This window comes from Bradyrhizobium sp. USDA 3311 (assembly GCF_054062495.1).
Window position 1 is genome coordinate 7444945 of sequence record NZ_JBSSFI010000001.1, and the last position, 15174, is coordinate 7460118.

The following is a 15174-nucleotide window of genomic DNA, read 5'->3' on the forward strand; positions in this document are numbered from 1 at the left end:
CGGGGCGTGCAATCATGCTGAGCATCATCACGGCGGCAGAGGCCGCAGGCCTCATCCGCGACGCCGATACGCTGATCGTCGGCGGCAATGGCGGCACGGGGGCAGCAGAGGCCATTCTCGACGCGCTGGAGCGGCGTTTCCTCGGTGGCCAGGGCCCGCACAATCTGACTCTCATCAACATCACCGGCGTCGGCGCCGTGACCGAGAAAGGCCTCTGCCATCTCGCCCATGAGGGCCTGATCGCGCGCGTGATCGGCGGCAATTTCGGCTTGCAAGTGCCGTTCATGCGCCTCGTTCGCGACGAGCTGATCGACGCCTACAATTTCCCGCAAGGGGTGATGAGCCAGCTCTGCCGTGCCATGGCGGCGAAACATCCCGGCGTGCTCACCCATGTCGGTCTCAACACCTATATGGACCCGCGCCAGGACGGCGGCCGCATGAACAAGCGCACCACCGCTCCGCTGGTCGACCTGCTCGAGCTGCACGGCCAGTCGTGGCTGCTCTACCGCGTCCCCGCCCCGCCCGATGTCGCCATCATCCGCGGCACCTCCGCCGACGAAGACGGCTATGTCAGCATGGAGCACGAGGGTACGACGCGCGAGGATCTTTCGATCGCGCAGGCCGTGCACAATGCGGGCGGCACCGTGATCTGCCAGGTCAAGCGGATCGTAAAGCGCGGCTCGATCCATCCGCAGATGGTCAAGATCCCCGGCTTCCTGATCGACCATATCGTGCTCGAGCCCGATCAGATGCAGACCTACGGCACCGCCTACGATCCGGCGCGCTGCGGTGAAACGCGTGTGCCCGAGGCGATGATCACGCCCGATCCGCTGACCGAGCGCCGGGTGATCGCCCGCCGCGCCGCCTTCGAGCTACGCCCGCGCGACGTCGTCAATCTCGGCGTCGGCATCTCCGCGATGATCCCGAACGTCGCGGCCGAGGAAGGCATCTCCGACCTGATCACGCTGACGGTCGAATCCGGCGTGGTCGGCGGCGTGCCGGGCCATGCGCGCGAATTCGGCACCGCGATCAATCCGCGCGTCATTCTCGACCAGGCCTATCAGTTCGACTTCTACGACGGCGGCGGGCTGTCTTGCGCCTTCCTCTCCTTCGCCGAGGTGGACGAGGCCGGCAACGTCAACGTCACCCGCTTCGGCGATCGCCGCGACGGCTCCGGCGGCTTCATCGACATCACGCAAAACGCCAAGCGATTGATCTTCAGCGGCACCATGACCGGTGGCAAGTTCGATATCGGCGTCGAGAACGGCCGCCTCGCGATCCGGCGCGACGGCGCCTTCCGCAAGTTTGTGCCGCAGGTTGGCCAGATCAGCTTCAGCGCCTCGCTCGCCGCGCAGCGCGGCCAGCACGTCAGCTATGTCACCGAGCGCGCCGTGTTCGAACTGGAGAACGGCAACGTGACCTTGACCGAGATCGCGCCGGGGGCCCGCCTGGACGAGGACATTCTCGCCCATATGGGCTTTCGGCCGCGCATCAGCCCGCAACTGAAGGACATGGATCCGCGCATCTTCCGCTCCGGGCCCATGGGCATCGCGCGGAGCTTCAAGGCCCTGCCGGCGCGGCCGCGCAAGGTCGCCTGAGGAATTCGGCATGGACACCAGCGCCCCGATCAATCTCCGCTATGAGGACATTGCGCTCGGCGCGGAGTTCGAGACCGCCGCGCACACCGTGACGGAGGCCGATATCGCAGTCTTCGCCGACGTCACGCGCGACCATCATCCGCTCCACCTCGATGCCGGCTATGCGAAGTCGCGCGGTTTTCCCGCGGTGATCGGCCACGGACTGTTCGGCCTGTCGCTGATGGAAGGGCTGAAGTCGGAGTTGAAGCTGTACGAAGAGACCTCGGTCGCCTCGCTCGGCTGGGACGAAGTCAAATTCAAAGGTCCTATCGTCGCCGGCGATAGCTTGCGCGTGCGTTTCCGTTTCGTCGAGAAGCGGCCGACCAAAAATCCCGCGCGCGGCATCGTCATCGAGACGCTCGACCTTCTCAACCAGCGCGATGAGGTGGTGACCACCGCCCGCCACACCTCGCTGATCCTGACCCGGCAGGCCGATCGCGACGCGACGGCGGCCATTTGACGAGACAATGAAGAAGACGTCGGACCGGAGAACGGCTCCTCTGCCACCCACGATTTGATCGGAGTATTCAGATGCGATTTCCCAAGATCTTCTCCGCCTTCGCCCTGCTGATCGGCCTGTCGCAGGCGGCCGGCGCCCAGACCTGCACGCCGAAGGTGCCGGCATCGAGCCTGATCGAAGCGCCGAAATGGCAGATGTCGATCAACCCGACGCTGCCGCCGCAGCAATTCGTCGACGACAAGGGAGAGTTGCAGGGCCTCAATGTCGAGCTCGCCCGCGAGATCGCCAAGCGCATCTGCGTCGAGCCGGTGTTTCTGCGCATGGACTTCCCGCCGATGATCCCGGCGCTGCGCTCGGGCCGCTTCGATGCCATCAACACCGGCCTGTTCTGGACCGAGGAGCGCTCGAAGATGCTCTACCTCGTGCCCTACGCGCAGCAGGCGATCAGCATCTACACCGATCCCTCCTCCAGCCTGAAGCTGGAGAAGTTCGAGGATCTCGCCGGCCGCGTGGTGGGCGTGGAATCTGCGACCTACACCGAACGCAAGGCGCGCGAATTCAGCACCGCGATGGAGGCCAAGGGTCTCAAGCCGATCGAGCTGCGCACCTTCACCACCGTCACCGCCACCTCGGCGGCGCTGCGTGCCGGTCAGCTCGAGGCCGCGCTCAACATCAACGAGACCGCCAACTCGCTCGAACAGAAGGGCATCGCAAAGATCTGGGTCCGCGACATCGCCGGCACCGACATCACCCTCGCCTTCCGCGACAAGCTGTTGGCCCAGGCCGTTGCCGATGCGCTCACCGCGATCCGCGCTGACGGCACCTATGACAAGCTGTTCGACAAGTTCGGCATGACCAAGCTGAAGGCGACGACGTTCGTCATTCGTGGCGAGGGGCCGACGAACTGACGGCGGAGATCGCCGACCCGATGTGATCCTCACATCGCGTGAGGCTCACACCAGGCTGGACTTGCCGCGGCTCAGCACCTCGCCCGCGCCCTTGTCGCCGACGATCCTGCCGTGCTCGTACACCACGCGGCCGCGGGCAACGGTCGTGACGGGCCAGCCGGTGACGTCAAAGCCCTCCCACGGCGTGTAGTCCGCGCCGTGATGCAGATCGGCCTGCTGGATCGGCTTCTTCAATTTGGGGTCCCACAGCACGATATCGGCATCGAAGCCGACACCGATCGAGCCCTTGCGCGGATAGAGGCCGTAGATGCGCGCATGGTTGGTCGCGGTCAGCTCGACGAATTTTTGTAGGCTGATCCTTCCCTTCGACACGCCCTCGGAGAACAGGATCGGCAGCCGCGTCTCGACACCGGGGATGCCGTTTGGCACCCAGCGGAACGAGGTGCGCGAATTCGGTGTCAGCTTGCCCTTCGGGTCGTCGTAGCGGAACGGGCAGTGGTCGGACGAGAAGGTCTGGAACACGCCTGATGTAATGCCCTCCCAGATCGCCTGCTGGCTTTCGGCATCGCGCGGCGGCGGCGAACAGACGTATTTCGCGCCCGTAATGTCCATGTTCAGGCCCTTCATGTCGTCGGCCGTCAGCGTGATGTATTGCGGACAGGTCTCCGCATGAACCGGCAATCCGCGCTGCTGAGCCCAACGCACCTGCTCCATCGCCTCGCGGCCGGAGACATGGACGATCATGATGGGGACGCCGACGATTTCGGCATGGCTGATGGCGCGATGGGTCGCCTCGCGCTCGACCGCCTGCGGCCGCGAGACGCCGTGATAATAGGGCGCGATATGGCCCTCGCGCTCCAGCTTGGTGGTCAGGAAGCGGATGGCGTCGTAGCCCTCGCAATGGACCATGACCAGCGCCTCCTCGCGGCGCGCGACGTCGAAGACCTCGAGCAACTGCTTGTCGGTGAGCACGAGGTCGTCATAGGTCATGAACACCTTGAACGAGGTGTAGCCGTCCTTGACGAGGGCCGGCAGTTCCTGCCCGAGCACGACCGCGGTCGGATCGGAGATAATGAGATGGAAGGCGGTGTCGATGTAGCACTCGCCCTCAGCGAGCTTGCGGTAGTTCTCGACGCAGGTCCGCAGCGAGGTGCCCTTCTCCTGAAGCGCAAAGGGCAGCACCATGGTGTTGCCGCCGGCGGCCGCCGCGCGCGTCGCCGAGGCGAAGTCGTCGGCCATCACCACGTCGGGGCCGGAAGCTTGCGAGATGTGCACGTGGCTGTCGATGCCGCCCGGCAGTGCCAGCAGGCCCGTCGCGTCGATCTCGCGCGCCGCGCCCTCGAGATGATCGGCGATGCTGACGATGCGGCCGTCGCGAATGCCGATATCGGCGCGGAACTCGTCGCTGGCCGTCACGATGGTGCCGCCGCGAATGGCGAGATCGAGCTGCGTCACTGATGTCTCCGTCACTTGATGGCTGACATTGTCTGGAATATCCGGCCCCATTCCGCAAGAGCCGCAATGTCGCCGCCGGCAAGGCTCAGGGTCCGCCACAGCGTGACCGCGACCGAATCGAGCACGGCGATATCCAGTTCCCGCTCCAGCGAGGCGGCCAGCGCGGCCCCGTCGAGATTGGTGCAGAGGATGACGATCGCATCCGATCCTTCCGCCGCCACCGCGCGGATCATACCCGCAATCGTCGCCGGCGCGACCTCGCCGAAGGAAAAATTGTCGCGAAGTCCAAGATGCCGCTCGGCATGCGGCGCGATCCCCTCCTCGGCCCAGACGTCGGCGATGCGCCGCTGCACGTCGTCGGTGTAGGGCGAGACGAGGCCGACGCGTTTGGCACCGAGCGCCCGGGCGGCATCGATGCAGGCGAGCGTCGACGTCGTCGCGGGCACGCCTGTGCGCGCCGTGATCGCCTCACAAAGGTTCCTGTCGCGGCCGATGCCGAGCCAGCTTGCGGACGTGCCGTTCCAGGCGATCGCGTCGACTTTCGCATCCGCCAGCAGGTCCGCCGCCGGCAGCATCACCGAGGCGTCGAACTGGCTCAGCGCGGCGGCGTCCAGCGCAATCTCGGTGACGCGGAAGCGTGAGAAATGCGCGGTGACATCGGCCACGCCACGCAGCATGGCGCTGGTGACGGGCTCGAGCACCGAGTTGGACGATGGCGTGATCATGCCGAGACGCTTGCGCATGACCATACTCTACGACGCCTGCGCGAGGCGCGTCGACTCCTCCCGGATCAGAGCCAGGATGTGGCGCTTCGCGTCGTTGAATTCGGGGCTGGTGATGTCCCGCGGACGCGGCAGGTCGAAATTGACGGCCTCGCGGATCCGGCCGGGCCGCTTGGTCATCACCACGATCTTGTTGCCGAGCACCAGCGCCTCGTCGACACTGTGGGTGACGAACACGATGGTGCAGCGGCGCTTCTGCCAGATCGCGACCAGTTCCTCCTGCATTTCGAGCTTGGTCTGGGCGTCGAGCGCCGCGAACGGCTCGTCCATCAGGATGACGCTCGGGTTCATCAGCAGCGCGCGGGCTATCCCGACCCGCTGGTTCATGCCGCCGGACATCTCGGACGGATGATGGTGCTCGAAGCCGCGCAGGCCGACGAGATCGATGAACTCCATGGCGCGGTGGTGCCGTTCGGCCTTGCCGACGCCCTTGAGCTTGAGATGGAACGCAATGTTGTCGATCGCCGTCAGCCACGGCATCAGGGTCGGCTGCTGGAACACCACGCCGCGGTCCGAGCCGGGCCGCTCCACCTGCTTGCCGCCGACCAGCGTGCGGCCGCTCGTCGCCTGCTCGAAGCCGGCGATGATGTTGAGCAAGGTTGACTTGCCGCAGCCGGACGGGCCGAGCAGGCAGACGAAGTCATTGGCCTCGATGTCGAGATTGATGTTGTCCAGCGTCAGGAGATCGCGGCCGCGCCGCTTGTCGGAGAATACCTTGACGATGTTGCGAAGCTCGATTGCCGCCATCAGCCTGCCCTGCCCTGCACGGTGGTCGTCTGCTGCCAGCGCAGCGTGCGCGCCATGATCGCCTTGAGGCCGAGGTCGGAGAGATAGCCGAGCAGCCCGATCGAGATCATCGCGGCGAGCACGATATCGTAGCGCAGGAAGTAGTAGGAATCCCACAGGACGTAGCCGAGGCCGCTCTTCACCGCGACCATCTCGGCCGTGACTGTCAGCATCCAGGCCGATCCGACCGCGATGCGCAGGCCTGCGAAGATCGAGGGCAGCGCCGCCGGCAGCACGATATCGGTCAACATCTGCCGCTGGCTTGCGCCCATCATCGCGCCGGCACGCACGAGATTGTGGTCCACGGTCTTCACCCCGTGAATGCTGTTCATCAGCACGGGAAAGAAGGCGCCGAGGAAGACGAGGAAGATCGCCGGCCTGTCGGCGATGCCGAACCAGATGATCGCCAGCGGAATCCAGGACACCGGCGGGATCGGCCGCAGCATCTGGAGCGTCGGCTCCAGCGTCTTCTCGAACAGGCGCGACCAGCCGATCGCAACGCCGGCGAGAATGCCGAGCAAGCTTGCCAGCGCAAAGCCGCCGAAGACGCGAAGCGCGCTGGCGAGCGCATCGCGCAGCCAGTGCCCCGAATAGGTCTGCGTGGTCTCGTCGAAGCCGAACACCCAGTCGCCGAGCGCATGCAGCACCGCGCTCGGCGCCGGCAGCAGCGCCGGCGGCAGCATGCCGCTGCGGGCAAAGGCTTCCCAGCCCGCGATCAGCAGCGCGGGGACGACGACGCGTTCGAGCCCCTGGAACGCCCGTGTCAGCCGGAACGCCGGCTTGGCCGGAGAGACGTCAGTAACCGAGGTCATTCTTGGCCTTTCCCGTGGCCTGCTCCAGGAACGAATAGTCCATGTTCTTCTCCGCTTCCGCGGAGACGTCCTTCGAGATGTATTTGAGGTCGCGCATCATCGCGGCGATCGCGAGCGTCTGCGAGCGATGGATCGCGGGATCTGGCGAAGCGTTCTTCAGCGCCTCGGTCGCGACCGTCTTGTCGAGGCCGGTGAGCTTGTTGATGACCTCGATCCACGGCCCCTTGTCGGCCATCAGCTTGTTGTCGAGCTCGACCACGGCGCTGACGACGCCCTGGACGCCGGCGCGCTGGCTCGCGATCACGTCGGAACGGGTGACGATCAGGTTGGTGAGATTCCCCGCGGCCTGGTCGTAAGGCAGCACGAAGTGCTTGCCGGCGCCGGCGAGCCGGATCTGCGAGGCAAACGGCTCGACCGAGCAGATCATGTCGACCTCGCCGCGCTGGAGCGCCGCGAGATGGTCCGACGGATTGGGAATGTTGATGAACTGGATGTCCTTGTTCGGATCGACGCCCTGCTTGAGGAACGCGCCGCGCATGTGGATGTCCTGCGCGTTGCCGCGGGACGCCGCGACCTTGAGCGGCTGGCCGTCGCTCTTCGCCTTCAGAGCGGTCGTCTTGAAAGTGGTCCAATCCTCAGGCGGCAGGTTCAGTTTCGCGGAGGAGAGGCATTCCGAGCCGCCATTGATCTGGCCGGACACGGCGACGACGTCAAAGCCTTTGTCGAGCGCGGTGATGTAGTGGAGGTAAGTGACCTGCGCGACGTCGATGCTCTTCGACACCAGCGCGGTGAGCACGTCATTGCCCGAGTTGAAGCCGGTGGCCTCGACCTCGACACCCTTCGCCATGCCTGCAATCAGCGACATCGGCAGGCAGTGCGCGCATTTGGCGTAACCGAGCTTGATCTTGGCGGTCTGCGCGGAGGCGAGATCGCTTCCACCGAACATCGCCGCCATCACCACGAGGCCCCATCGCAAACTCGTCCGCATCGCTCACTCCGTTTCGAAGGCGCGAGGTCTCGCGCGTCACCGGAGATCATCGACCGGCCTTTGCGGCAGCGCAACGGGGATTCTGCATGCTGCATACAATTTACGCGTTGTGCCATTGTTTTCAGCGAGATGCGTCGGTATTTTGGGCAAGTCAAAGGGCTGAAAACGGCTAAGATGAGCGGAAGCAGTGAGGCACGCGTGCAGCAGAAATCGGAAGCGCCGAAGGGACGAAAGTCGCCCAAACTCAAGCGGATGGGCCTGCATGAGCGCGCCGCCGCGCGGATGCGGACGATGATCATCCGCGGCGAGCTGCCGCCGGGATCGCAGACCCAGGAGACCAGGCTGTCGAAAGAGCTGGGCGTGTCGCGCACGCCCTTGCGCGAGGCGATGAAGGTGCTCGCGGCCGAAGGGTTGATCGAGCTACGCCCCAATCGAAGCCCGCGCATCGCCGACATCGCGGTCGATGGCATCTCGGAGCTGTTCGAGGCACTGTCCGGGATCGAACGGCTGGCCGCCGAGCTTGCCGCGGAGCGCGCCACCGAGCGCGATCTCGCCCGCCTGCGCACGCTTCAGACCCGCATGGAGGGTCATCACCGCAACGGCAAGCTCGACGATTACTTCGCCATCAACGGCGAGATCCACAACACCATCGTCCGCATGGCGCGCAACACGCCGCTGCGCGAGGCGCACGAGACGCTGATCTCCCGCGCCGAACGCGCGCGTTACCTCGCGCTCGGCGCTAACAGCCGCTGGAGCAATTCGGTCGACGAGCACGCCGATATCCTGGCAGCGCTCGAGGCGCGCGACAGCGAAGCGGCCGGCCGCCTGCTCGGCGCCCATGTCCGGCGCACCGGCACTGCCCTGCTCGAAGTGATCGCCGCCTCTCAAGCCAAGCAGACGGCGGCGTGACCATGAAGCTGCTGCTGCTCAATCCGAACACCAGCACCGAAGTCACGCACCTGATGATGGGGGTCGGGCAGCGCGCGGCGTCATCAGGCACCGAGCTGATCCCCTGCACCGCGACCCGCGGCGTGCCCTATATCGCGACGCGGACCGAGGCGCAGATCGGCGGCGCCATTGCGCTGGAGATGCTGGCCGAGCAGCACCGGAACGTCGATGCCGCGATCATCGCCGCCTTCGGCGATCCCGGCCTGTTCGCGGCGCGCGAAACCTTCGACATTCCCGTGATCGGCATGGCGGAAGCCGCGATGCTGACGGCTTGCATGGCGGGCCGCCGCTTCGCCATCGTCACCTTCGCGCAGGCGTTGGGCCCCTGGTACGAGGAATGCGTCCGCGCCCACGGGCTATGGGAGCGCTGCGCCGGCATCCGCATGCTCGACACGCCGTTCCAGGCGATCTCCGAGGTCGGCACCGAGAAGGAGGATGTGCTGGTCGATCTCGCCCAGCGCGCCATCGTCGAGGATGACGCCGACGTGCTGATTTTTGCGGGCGCGCCGCTCTCGGGCCTCGCCGAACGCGTGGCCGACCGGATTCCCGTCCCCGTCGTCGATCAAATCGTCGCCTCGGTGAAGCAGGCCGAAGCGCTTCATGCGCTGCGCCTGCGCAAGGCAACGGCAGGCACGTTCCGCCGGCCCGCCGCCAAGCCGACCATCGGTCTTGCCGAGGCGCTCGCCGCCCGGCTCGAGCATCGCGACAGCTGATCAGAGAGGCGGCCGGCGATGCGAAAACCCCAATTCGTTCTCGATGGCACGGCCGAAGGCAAACAGGCGGGATTCGCCGCCGGGCGGCGCGATGATCTGGATGCCGAACGGCAGCTCGTTCACATCCCCGGGTGCCGGCAAGGTCAGGACCGGAAACCCGACCAGCGACACGATGAAGGTGACGGCGAGATAGTCGATCGGCGTCTCCAGCGCGGCGCCGTCGATCGCGGTGACGTCGCTGATCTCGTTCGGCCAGGGCAAGACCGATGCCGCCGGCGCGATGAGGAAGTCGGCGCGCGTGAAGAGCTCGCGAAAGCTGCGATAGATCGCCGTGCGGCGCCGCTCGGCGGTGAGATAGTCGTCGGCGGAGAGTGTTGCGCCCGCCTCGATATTCCAGATCACGGTGGGTGTGAGCTCGGCGCGGCGGGTCCTCAAAAGGTCGCCATAGCTATTGGCGATGTGCGCGGCACGCAGCGTGCGGAACGTTTCGATTGCGCCACCACAATCGGGCGAGGACGGCACAACATTGGCCACGCGCGCCAGCGCCTCGCAGGCGGCTGCGAAGCGCGCTCGAACGTCGCGCGCAACCGGTGCGACGCCGAAGTCAGGCGTGACGGCGATCCGGGGAGGTCCTGCGATCGCTCGATCGTCACCGACAACGCCGGCCGAGAGCGGATCGTGCGCGTCGCTTCCCGCGCATACCGACAGCGCAAGCGCGAGATCGTCGATATTGCGGGCGAGGAAGCCGTGGCTGGCCAGCATATCCCAGCCGAGCGGGCGGCGCGGCGACGGGATGCGGCCGGGCGTCGGCCGGATCGAGGCGACGTCGCAGAAGCTTGCGGGCGTGCGCACCGAGCCGCCGAAATCGGTGCCGTGCGCCAGCGGCACCATGCCGGCCGCGACCGCAACGGCAGAGCCGCCGGACGATCCGCCGGAGGTCAGCGCGGGATCGAAGGGATTGCGCGTCGGCCCGCGCAACCGGTTGGTGCAGACCGCACCGAAGCCGAATTCCGGCGTGTTGGTCTTGCCCAGAATGATCGCACCGGCGCGCCGCAGCCGCGCGACCACGAGATCGTCCTCGGCCGGGACGTGATCGCGGAACAGAGCCGATCCGTAGGTGGTGGTCAGCCCGCCGGTATCGGTGAGGTCCTTGATCCCGATCGGCACGCCATGCAGCGGTCCGATCGGCGCGGGCGCCGCATCGCAGATTCCCGCCGCGCGGCGGGCGCCCTCCGCATCGACCGTGACGAACGCCGCCAATTGGGCATCGAGGTCCGCAATCCGTGCGAGGTGCGCCTCGACGGCGTCACGCGAGGACAGCTCGCCCCTGGCGATAGCGCGCGCAAGCTCCGTGGCCGTGAGGTCGCAAACCGATGTCATCGGCCCACCATGCCAAAACGCGCATCGAAAGGCGAGCGCTTCGGGCACGAGACTTGCTTTCTCCTCTGGAGCAACGGGAGGCAACATCATGGCTGATGCGCCAAGCGGACGTTCGCTCGTCGTCGACGCCGTCACGCACCGCTATCCGAGCGGCGCACTCGCGGTCGAGAACATCAATCTCAACATCAAGGGCGGCGAGATCATTGCCCTGCTCGGTCCGTCAGGCTGCGGCAAGACCACCCTGCTGCGGATCATCGCCGGCTTCATCGCGCAGACGCAAGGGCGCATCATCATCGGCGACGACATCGTCGATTCGCTGCCGCCGAACCGCCGCGCGGTCGGCATCGTGTTCCAGAACTACGCGCTGTTTCCGCACCTGTCGATCAGCGAGAACGTTGCCTACGGGCTCGCCGCGCGCGGCATCGACAAGGCGAGCCGCCAGCGCGAGGCGCAGCGCCTGCTGGAGCTGGTGCAACTACCGACCATGGCGGAACGATTGCCGCGGCAGCTCTCCGGCGGCCAGCAGCAGCGCGTTGCGCTCGCCCGCGCGCTCGCGATCAAGCCGTCGATCCTGCTGCTCGACGAGCCGTTTGCCGCGCTCGACAAGAATTTGCGGCTCGACATGCAGATCGAGGTCAAGCGGCTGCAACGCGTCTCCGGCATCACCACGCTGATCGTGACGCACGACCAGGAAGAGGCGCTGTCGATGGCCGACCGCGTCGCCGTGCTGAGCCATGGCAAACTCGAGCAGTTCGGCTCGCCGTCCGACGTCTACGACCGTCCGCAGACGCTGTTCGTCAATACCTTTGTCGGCTCGACCAATCGCATGCCCGGTGTCGTGGTCTCGGCGGACCGCTCCGGCGCAAAGGTCCGCCTCGACGCCGGCGCGGAGATCATCGCACGGCCCGCGGGCGGCGCGCTCGCCGAAGGTGGCCGCGTCACCGTGTGCATCCGGCCCGAGCATCTGCAATTCGTCGGCGACGAAACCGGCTTTGCCGGCGTCGTCGGCATGTCGCTGCCGCTGGGCGCCACAGTCGTGCACGAAGTCACGACCGCCGACGGCTCCGGCGTCAAGGTCTCGCAGGCGCGCATCGGCGAGACGCGCGCGCTGGAGAACGGCGCGGCGGTGCGCCTCGCACCGCTCGCCCCATCGCTCGCCAACGCCTTTCCCGCAACGCTTTAGATCCAGTTCTTGTCCAGAGGGAGTTCCACATGATCATGAACCGCCGAAGCCTGATGACGACCGCACTCACACTCGGCGCCATGAAGGCGTTTCCCGGCCTGAGCTTCGCCCAGGCCCGCCCGCTGGTGTTCGCGACCTTCACCGGAAGCTGGGAGGAGGCGCACAAGGCCGTGCTGGTTCCCGCGTTCCGCAAAGCCAACGCGGACGCCGCGATCGTGCTCGATCCCATGCTCTCGGTCGACCAGATCGCGAAGGTCAATGCCGCCAAGGCCAATCCGCCGATCGACGTCATGCTGCACGATCCCGGCCCCGCCCTCGTCGCGATCGGCCAGGACCTGGTCGAGCCCTATCCGGTCGAGAAGAGCGCCTCTTACAAGGACCTGATCGCCGAGGCGCAGGAGCCGATGGGCCCCGCCCCGTTCTTCCAGGTCGTCGGCCTCACCTACAATCCGGAAGCCGTCAAGACGCCGCCGACCTCCTGGGCCGATCTCTGGAAGCCGGAGTTCAAGGGCCGCGTCGGCATCACCAATCTCAACTCGACGCTCGGCACCGGATGGCTGGTCGAGATCGCCAAGATGCGCGGCGGCTCGGAAGCCAATGTCGATCCCGGCTTCAAGGCGCTGGAGGAGTTGAAGCCCAATCTCGCCGCGGTCGCCGCCAATCCCGGCGCGCTCGCGACCCTGTTCCAGCAAGGCCAGATCGACATCTCACCCGGCAATTTCAACGCCATCCAGATCCTGAAGGCGCGCGGCGTGCCGGTCGAGTTCGTGGCCCCGAAGGAAGGCGCCATCGCCTTCAAGACCACGATCCATATCGTCAAGAACTCGCCCAACCGCGAGCTCGCCTTCAAGCTGATCGAGGCCGCGCTGACGCCCGAGGTGCAGACCACGCTGATGAACCCGCCCTACCTGATCGTGCCCACCAACTCCAAGGTGACGATGGGCGGCGAGATCGCGCGCGTGCTCGCCAAGGACACCGCCGAGCTGAAGCAGAAGTTCGTGTTCCAGGACTGGAAGAAGATCAACGAGCAGCGCTCGGCCTGGATCGAGCGTTTCAACCGCGAGATCAAGATCTAAGAGCTCCAAGGACCTGACGATGGGCGCAGCACCGACATCACGGGACGTGACCTCCTACGGGATGGGATTGGCAGTGCCGCTGGCGCTGTTCTTCCTGGTCTTCTTCGTGGCGCCGCTGCTGCAACTGCTCTGGCTCTCGCTGCACAACGACACGGCCGGGCTCCATTGGGGGCTCGGCCAGTACCTGCACTTCCTCACCGATCCCTTCAGCCTCGGGGTGCTCGGCTCGACGCTGCTGTTAGGCGCGGAGGTGACGGCCGTCTGCCTCGTGCTCGGCTTTCCCATCGCCTGGCTCTATCAGCGGGTCGGGCCAAAGCTCCAGACCATCATCATTCTGATCGTGCTGCTGCCGCTGCTGACCAGCGTCGTGGTCCGCACCTTCGCCTGGATTGTCATCCTCGGCCGCCAGGGCATCATCAACGCGACGCTGCAATCGCTCGGCATCATCAATACGCCCTTGAAGCTGCTCTACACCCAGTTCGGCGTCGTGATCGCGCTGGCGCAGGTGCAGATGCCGCTGATGACATTGCCGCTGATCACCGCGCTCGGCCGCATCGATCCCAATCTCGACGATGCCTCCTGCTCGCTCGGCGCCGGGAGCTGGCGCACCTTCTTCAGGATCGTGCTGCCGCTGTCCTTGCCGGGCGTCATCGCCGGCTGCACGCTGACCTATGCCGCCGCGATCACGGCGTTCATCACCCAGTCGCTGATCGGCGGCGGACAGATGCTGTTCATGCCGATGTATCTTTATCAGCAGGCTTCCACGCTGCAGAACTGGCCCTTTGCATCCGCGATCTCGATCATCTTCCTGCTCGCCGTGCTCGCGGTCGTCTCCGTCTTCACCACGCTCGGCCGCCTGTCGCGCGGCTACGGAGGCGCGTGATGAGCGGTCGCAAGCGCACCCTGGAGGCGATCAGCTTCGAGCTGGCCATGACCGTGATCGCTGTCATCGCGCTGATCATCATCATCGCGCCGTCGCTGGTGGTGCTGATCGTCTCCTTCACCAGCGGCTTCTCGCTGCGCTTCCCGCCGCCGGGTTACTCGCTGCGCTGGTACGCCGAACTGTGGGAGGCCTGGCAGCTTCACTTCGCGGCGAAGAACAGCCTCATCGTCGCGCTGTGGGCGACGGGCCTGTCCGTCGTCCTCGGCGTTGCCGCCGCGCTTGCGATCTCGCGCTCGCGGACGCTGTCGGCACGACTGCTCGATTCCCTGTTCATGTCGCCGCTGGTGCTGCCGGCGCTTGCCTTCGGGCTTGCCGCCCTGATGCTGTTCTCACTGGTCGGCCTGCCGGTCTCGCCGCTGACGCTGGTGATCGGCCACACCGTGGTGTGCGTGCCCTACGTCGTGCGCAATACGGTCGCAGCGCTCGCCCAGCTCGAGCCGACCTTGCTGGAGAGCTCGGCGGTGCTGGGGGCGAGCCGGCTCTACACGTTCCGCCGGATCGTGCTGCCGCTGATCCGGCCGGGCATCATCGCGGGTGCCTTCATCGCCTTCATGTCGTCGTTCGACAATGTGCCGGTGTCGCTGTTCCTGCGCGACGCCGCCACCGACATGCTGCCGATCCGGATGTGGCAAGACCTTGAGGGCAAGCTGGATGTGACCATCGCTGCCCTGTCGGGCGTGCTGATCATTGCGACCGTCGCGCTGGTTGCCGTCATGGAGCGCGTCACGGGCCTGTCGCGGCGGCTGACGAACTGATCAGGCGCCGCGGAACAGCGAATAACCCCAGCGCGTAAATTTCAGCGGCAGGTGAAAATGCTCGTCAACGTTCTTGATGCGGAAGCGGAACGGCGTCACCGTGAGAAAACCGTCGCTGTCGCCAAAGAACTCGCCGAGATGAAACAGGACCTCGTACTCGCCGGCCGTCACACCGGCGCCTTGCGCTATGGGGTGATCCAGCACGCCATTGGCGCCGAGCCGCCCGTCGGCGATGCGGGAGGAGTCGGGATCGATCCGCCAGATCTCGACGCGCAGCCCCTGCGCGGGACGCCCGCTCGCCACATCGACCGCGTGAATGGAAATACCGCCTGCCATCATGTCCCTCCC

At 66.1% G+C, this 15174-nt stretch carries 16 protein-coding genes; 9 read left to right on the forward strand and 7 right to left on the reverse strand.

Annotated features, from left to right (window positions below; all coding sequences use genetic code 11):
- Positions 1–14 precede the first annotated feature (14 nt).
- The 3 genes from ACVWW6_RS35715 to ACVWW6_RS35725 all read left to right on the forward strand — a co-directional run bounded on the left by ACVWW6_RS35715 (position 15) and on the right by ACVWW6_RS35725 (position 3005).
- Positions 15–1598, forward strand: coding sequence for an acyl CoA:acetate/3-ketoacid CoA transferase (locus ACVWW6_RS35715; RefSeq protein WP_456682383.1), 1584 nt, complete (start codon positions 15–17; stop codon positions 1596–1598).
- A gap of 10 nt (positions 1599–1608) precedes the next feature.
- The gene (locus ACVWW6_RS35720; protein WP_456682384.1) at positions 1609–2097 is read left to right on the forward strand and encodes a MaoC family dehydratase; all 489 of its coding nucleotides are present in this window, start codon (positions 1609–1611) and stop codon (positions 2095–2097) included.
- Between the two features lie 71 nt (positions 2098–2168).
- Positions 2169–3005: an ABC transporter substrate-binding protein gene (locus tag ACVWW6_RS35725; protein WP_456682385.1), complete on the forward strand. Its 837-nt coding sequence runs from the start codon at positions 2169–2171 to the stop codon at positions 3003–3005.
- A 45-nt stretch (positions 3006–3050) separates the two neighbouring features.
- Here the strand turns inward: ACVWW6_RS35725 and hydA are convergent, their stop codons facing one another.
- Genes hydA through ACVWW6_RS35750 form a run of 5 tightly spaced genes read right to left on the reverse strand, consistent with a single transcriptional unit; the run spans position 3051 to position 7828 of the window.
- Positions 3051–4511 (reverse strand): dihydropyrimidinase, encoded by a 1461-nt coding sequence (gene hydA / locus ACVWW6_RS35730; RefSeq protein ID WP_456682386.1) that lies wholly within the window; start codon positions 4509–4511, stop codon positions 3051–3053.
- Positions 4472–5209, reverse strand: a complete 738-nt coding sequence (locus ACVWW6_RS35735; protein WP_456682387.1) for a maleate cis-trans isomerase family protein — start codon at positions 5207–5209, stop codon at positions 4472–4474. Before ACVWW6_RS35735 ends, hydA begins: the two co-directional genes overlap by 40 nt.
- 3 nt (positions 5210–5212) lie before the next feature.
- A complete protein-coding gene (locus ACVWW6_RS35740; RefSeq protein WP_011086077.1) occupies positions 5213–5989 on the reverse strand; it encodes an ABC transporter ATP-binding protein in 777 nt (258 codons plus the stop codon).
- Positions 5989–6840, reverse strand: a complete 852-nt coding sequence (locus ACVWW6_RS35745; RefSeq protein ID WP_161535640.1) for an ABC transporter permease — start codon at positions 6838–6840, stop codon at positions 5989–5991. The genes ACVWW6_RS35740 and ACVWW6_RS35745 overlap by 1 nt, the downstream gene beginning before the upstream one ends.
- Positions 6824–7828 carry an ABC transporter substrate-binding protein gene (locus ACVWW6_RS35750; RefSeq protein ID WP_456682388.1) on the reverse strand — a complete coding sequence of 335 codons (1005 nt, stop codon included), beginning with the start codon at positions 7826–7828 and terminating at the stop codon, positions 6824–6826. Before ACVWW6_RS35750 ends, ACVWW6_RS35745 begins: the two co-directional genes overlap by 17 nt.
- Positions 7829–8002: 174 nt before the next feature.
- On the opposite strand from ACVWW6_RS35750, the gene ACVWW6_RS35755 reads away from it, so the two are divergent.
- Positions 8003–8737 carry a GntR family transcriptional regulator gene (locus tag ACVWW6_RS35755; RefSeq protein WP_370163210.1) on the forward strand — a complete coding sequence of 245 codons (735 nt, stop codon included), beginning with the start codon at positions 8003–8005 and terminating at the stop codon, positions 8735–8737.
- Between the two features lie 2 nt (positions 8738–8739).
- On the forward strand, positions 8740–9489 hold the full coding sequence (locus ACVWW6_RS35760; RefSeq protein WP_456683219.1) for an aspartate/glutamate racemase family protein: 750 nt from the start codon (positions 8740–8742) through the stop codon (positions 9487–9489).
- Here ACVWW6_RS35760 and ACVWW6_RS35765 read toward each other — a convergent pair whose 3' ends face one another.
- On the reverse strand, positions 9490–10869 hold the full coding sequence (locus ACVWW6_RS35765; RefSeq protein ID WP_456682389.1) for an amidase: 1380 nt from the start codon (positions 10867–10869) through the stop codon (positions 9490–9492).
- A gap of 88 nt (positions 10870–10957) precedes the next feature.
- On the opposite strand from ACVWW6_RS35765, the gene ACVWW6_RS35770 reads away from it, so the two are divergent.
- The 4 genes from ACVWW6_RS35770 to ACVWW6_RS35785 are packed head-to-tail and all read left to right on the forward strand — an operon-like array spanning position 10958 to position 14826.
- Positions 10958–12052 carry an ABC transporter ATP-binding protein gene (locus ACVWW6_RS35770; protein WP_456682390.1) on the forward strand — a complete coding sequence of 365 codons (1095 nt, stop codon included), beginning with the start codon at positions 10958–10960 and terminating at the stop codon, positions 12050–12052.
- A gap of 29 nt (positions 12053–12081) precedes the next feature.
- Complete coding sequence (locus tag ACVWW6_RS35775) at positions 12082–13128, forward strand: ABC transporter substrate-binding protein (RefSeq protein ID WP_456682391.1); 1047 nt, start codon at positions 12082–12084, stop codon at positions 13126–13128.
- Positions 13129–13147: 19 nt separating this feature from the next.
- Positions 13148–14011 carry an ABC transporter permease gene (locus ACVWW6_RS35780; protein ID WP_456682392.1) on the forward strand — a complete coding sequence of 288 codons (864 nt, stop codon included), beginning with the start codon at positions 13148–13150 and terminating at the stop codon, positions 14009–14011.
- Positions 14011–14826 (forward strand): ABC transporter permease, encoded by an 816-nt coding sequence (locus ACVWW6_RS35785; RefSeq protein WP_028172112.1) that lies wholly within the window; start codon positions 14011–14013, stop codon positions 14824–14826. Before ACVWW6_RS35780 ends, ACVWW6_RS35785 begins: the two co-directional genes overlap by 1 nt.
- Here the strand turns inward: ACVWW6_RS35785 and ACVWW6_RS35790 are convergent, their stop codons facing one another.
- Positions 14827–15162: a hydroxyisourate hydrolase gene (locus tag ACVWW6_RS35790; protein ID WP_304553749.1), complete on the reverse strand. Its 336-nt coding sequence runs from the start codon at positions 15160–15162 to the stop codon at positions 14827–14829.
- Between the last annotated feature and the right edge of the window lie 12 nt (positions 15163–15174).

Bases quoted from the DNA above. Each gene is read 5' to 3' on its own strand.
- ACVWW6_RS35715 (WP_456682383.1), top strand. From the start codon at position 15: ATGCTGAGCATCATCACGGCGGCAGAGGCCGCAGGCCTCATCCGCGAC.
- ACVWW6_RS35720 (WP_456682384.1), top strand. From the start codon at position 1,609: ATGGACACCAGCGCCCCGATCAATCTCCGCTATGAGGACATTGCGCTC.
- ACVWW6_RS35725 (WP_456682385.1), top strand. From the start codon at position 2,169: ATGCGATTTCCCAAGATCTTCTCCGCCTTCGCCCTGCTGATCGGCCTG.
- hydA (WP_456682386.1), bottom strand. From the start codon at position 4,511: ATGGGGCCGGATATTCCAGACAATGTCAGCCATCAAGTGACGGAGACA.
- ACVWW6_RS35735 (WP_456682387.1), bottom strand. From the start codon at position 5,209: ATGGTCATGCGCAAGCGTCTCGGCATGATCACGCCATCGTCCAACTCG.
- ACVWW6_RS35740 (WP_011086077.1), bottom strand. From the start codon at position 5,989: ATGGCGGCAATCGAGCTTCGCAACATCGTCAAGGTATTCTCCGACAAG.
- ACVWW6_RS35745 (WP_161535640.1), bottom strand. From the start codon at position 6,840: ATGACCTCGGTTACTGACGTCTCTCCGGCCAAGCCGGCGTTCCGGCTG.
- ACVWW6_RS35750 (WP_456682388.1), bottom strand. From the start codon at position 7,828: ATGCGGACGAGTTTGCGATGGGGCCTCGTGGTGATGGCGGCGATGTTC.
- ACVWW6_RS35755 (WP_370163210.1), top strand. From the start codon at position 8,003: ATGAGCGGAAGCAGTGAGGCACGCGTGCAGCAGAAATCGGAAGCGCCG.
- ACVWW6_RS35760 (WP_456683219.1), top strand. From the start codon at position 8,740: ATGAAGCTGCTGCTGCTCAATCCGAACACCAGCACCGAAGTCACGCAC.
- ACVWW6_RS35765 (WP_456682389.1), bottom strand. From the start codon at position 10,869: ATGACATCGGTTTGCGACCTCACGGCCACGGAGCTTGCGCGCGCTATC.
- ACVWW6_RS35770 (WP_456682390.1), top strand. From the start codon at position 10,958: ATGGCTGATGCGCCAAGCGGACGTTCGCTCGTCGTCGACGCCGTCACG.
- ACVWW6_RS35775 (WP_456682391.1), top strand. From the start codon at position 12,082: ATGATCATGAACCGCCGAAGCCTGATGACGACCGCACTCACACTCGGC.
- ACVWW6_RS35780 (WP_456682392.1), top strand. From the start codon at position 13,148: ATGGGCGCAGCACCGACATCACGGGACGTGACCTCCTACGGGATGGGA.
- ACVWW6_RS35785 (WP_028172112.1), top strand. From the start codon at position 14,011: ATGAGCGGTCGCAAGCGCACCCTGGAGGCGATCAGCTTCGAGCTGGCC.
- ACVWW6_RS35790 (WP_304553749.1), bottom strand. From the start codon at position 15,162: ATGGCAGGCGGTATTTCCATTCACGCGGTCGATGTGGCGAGCGGGCGT.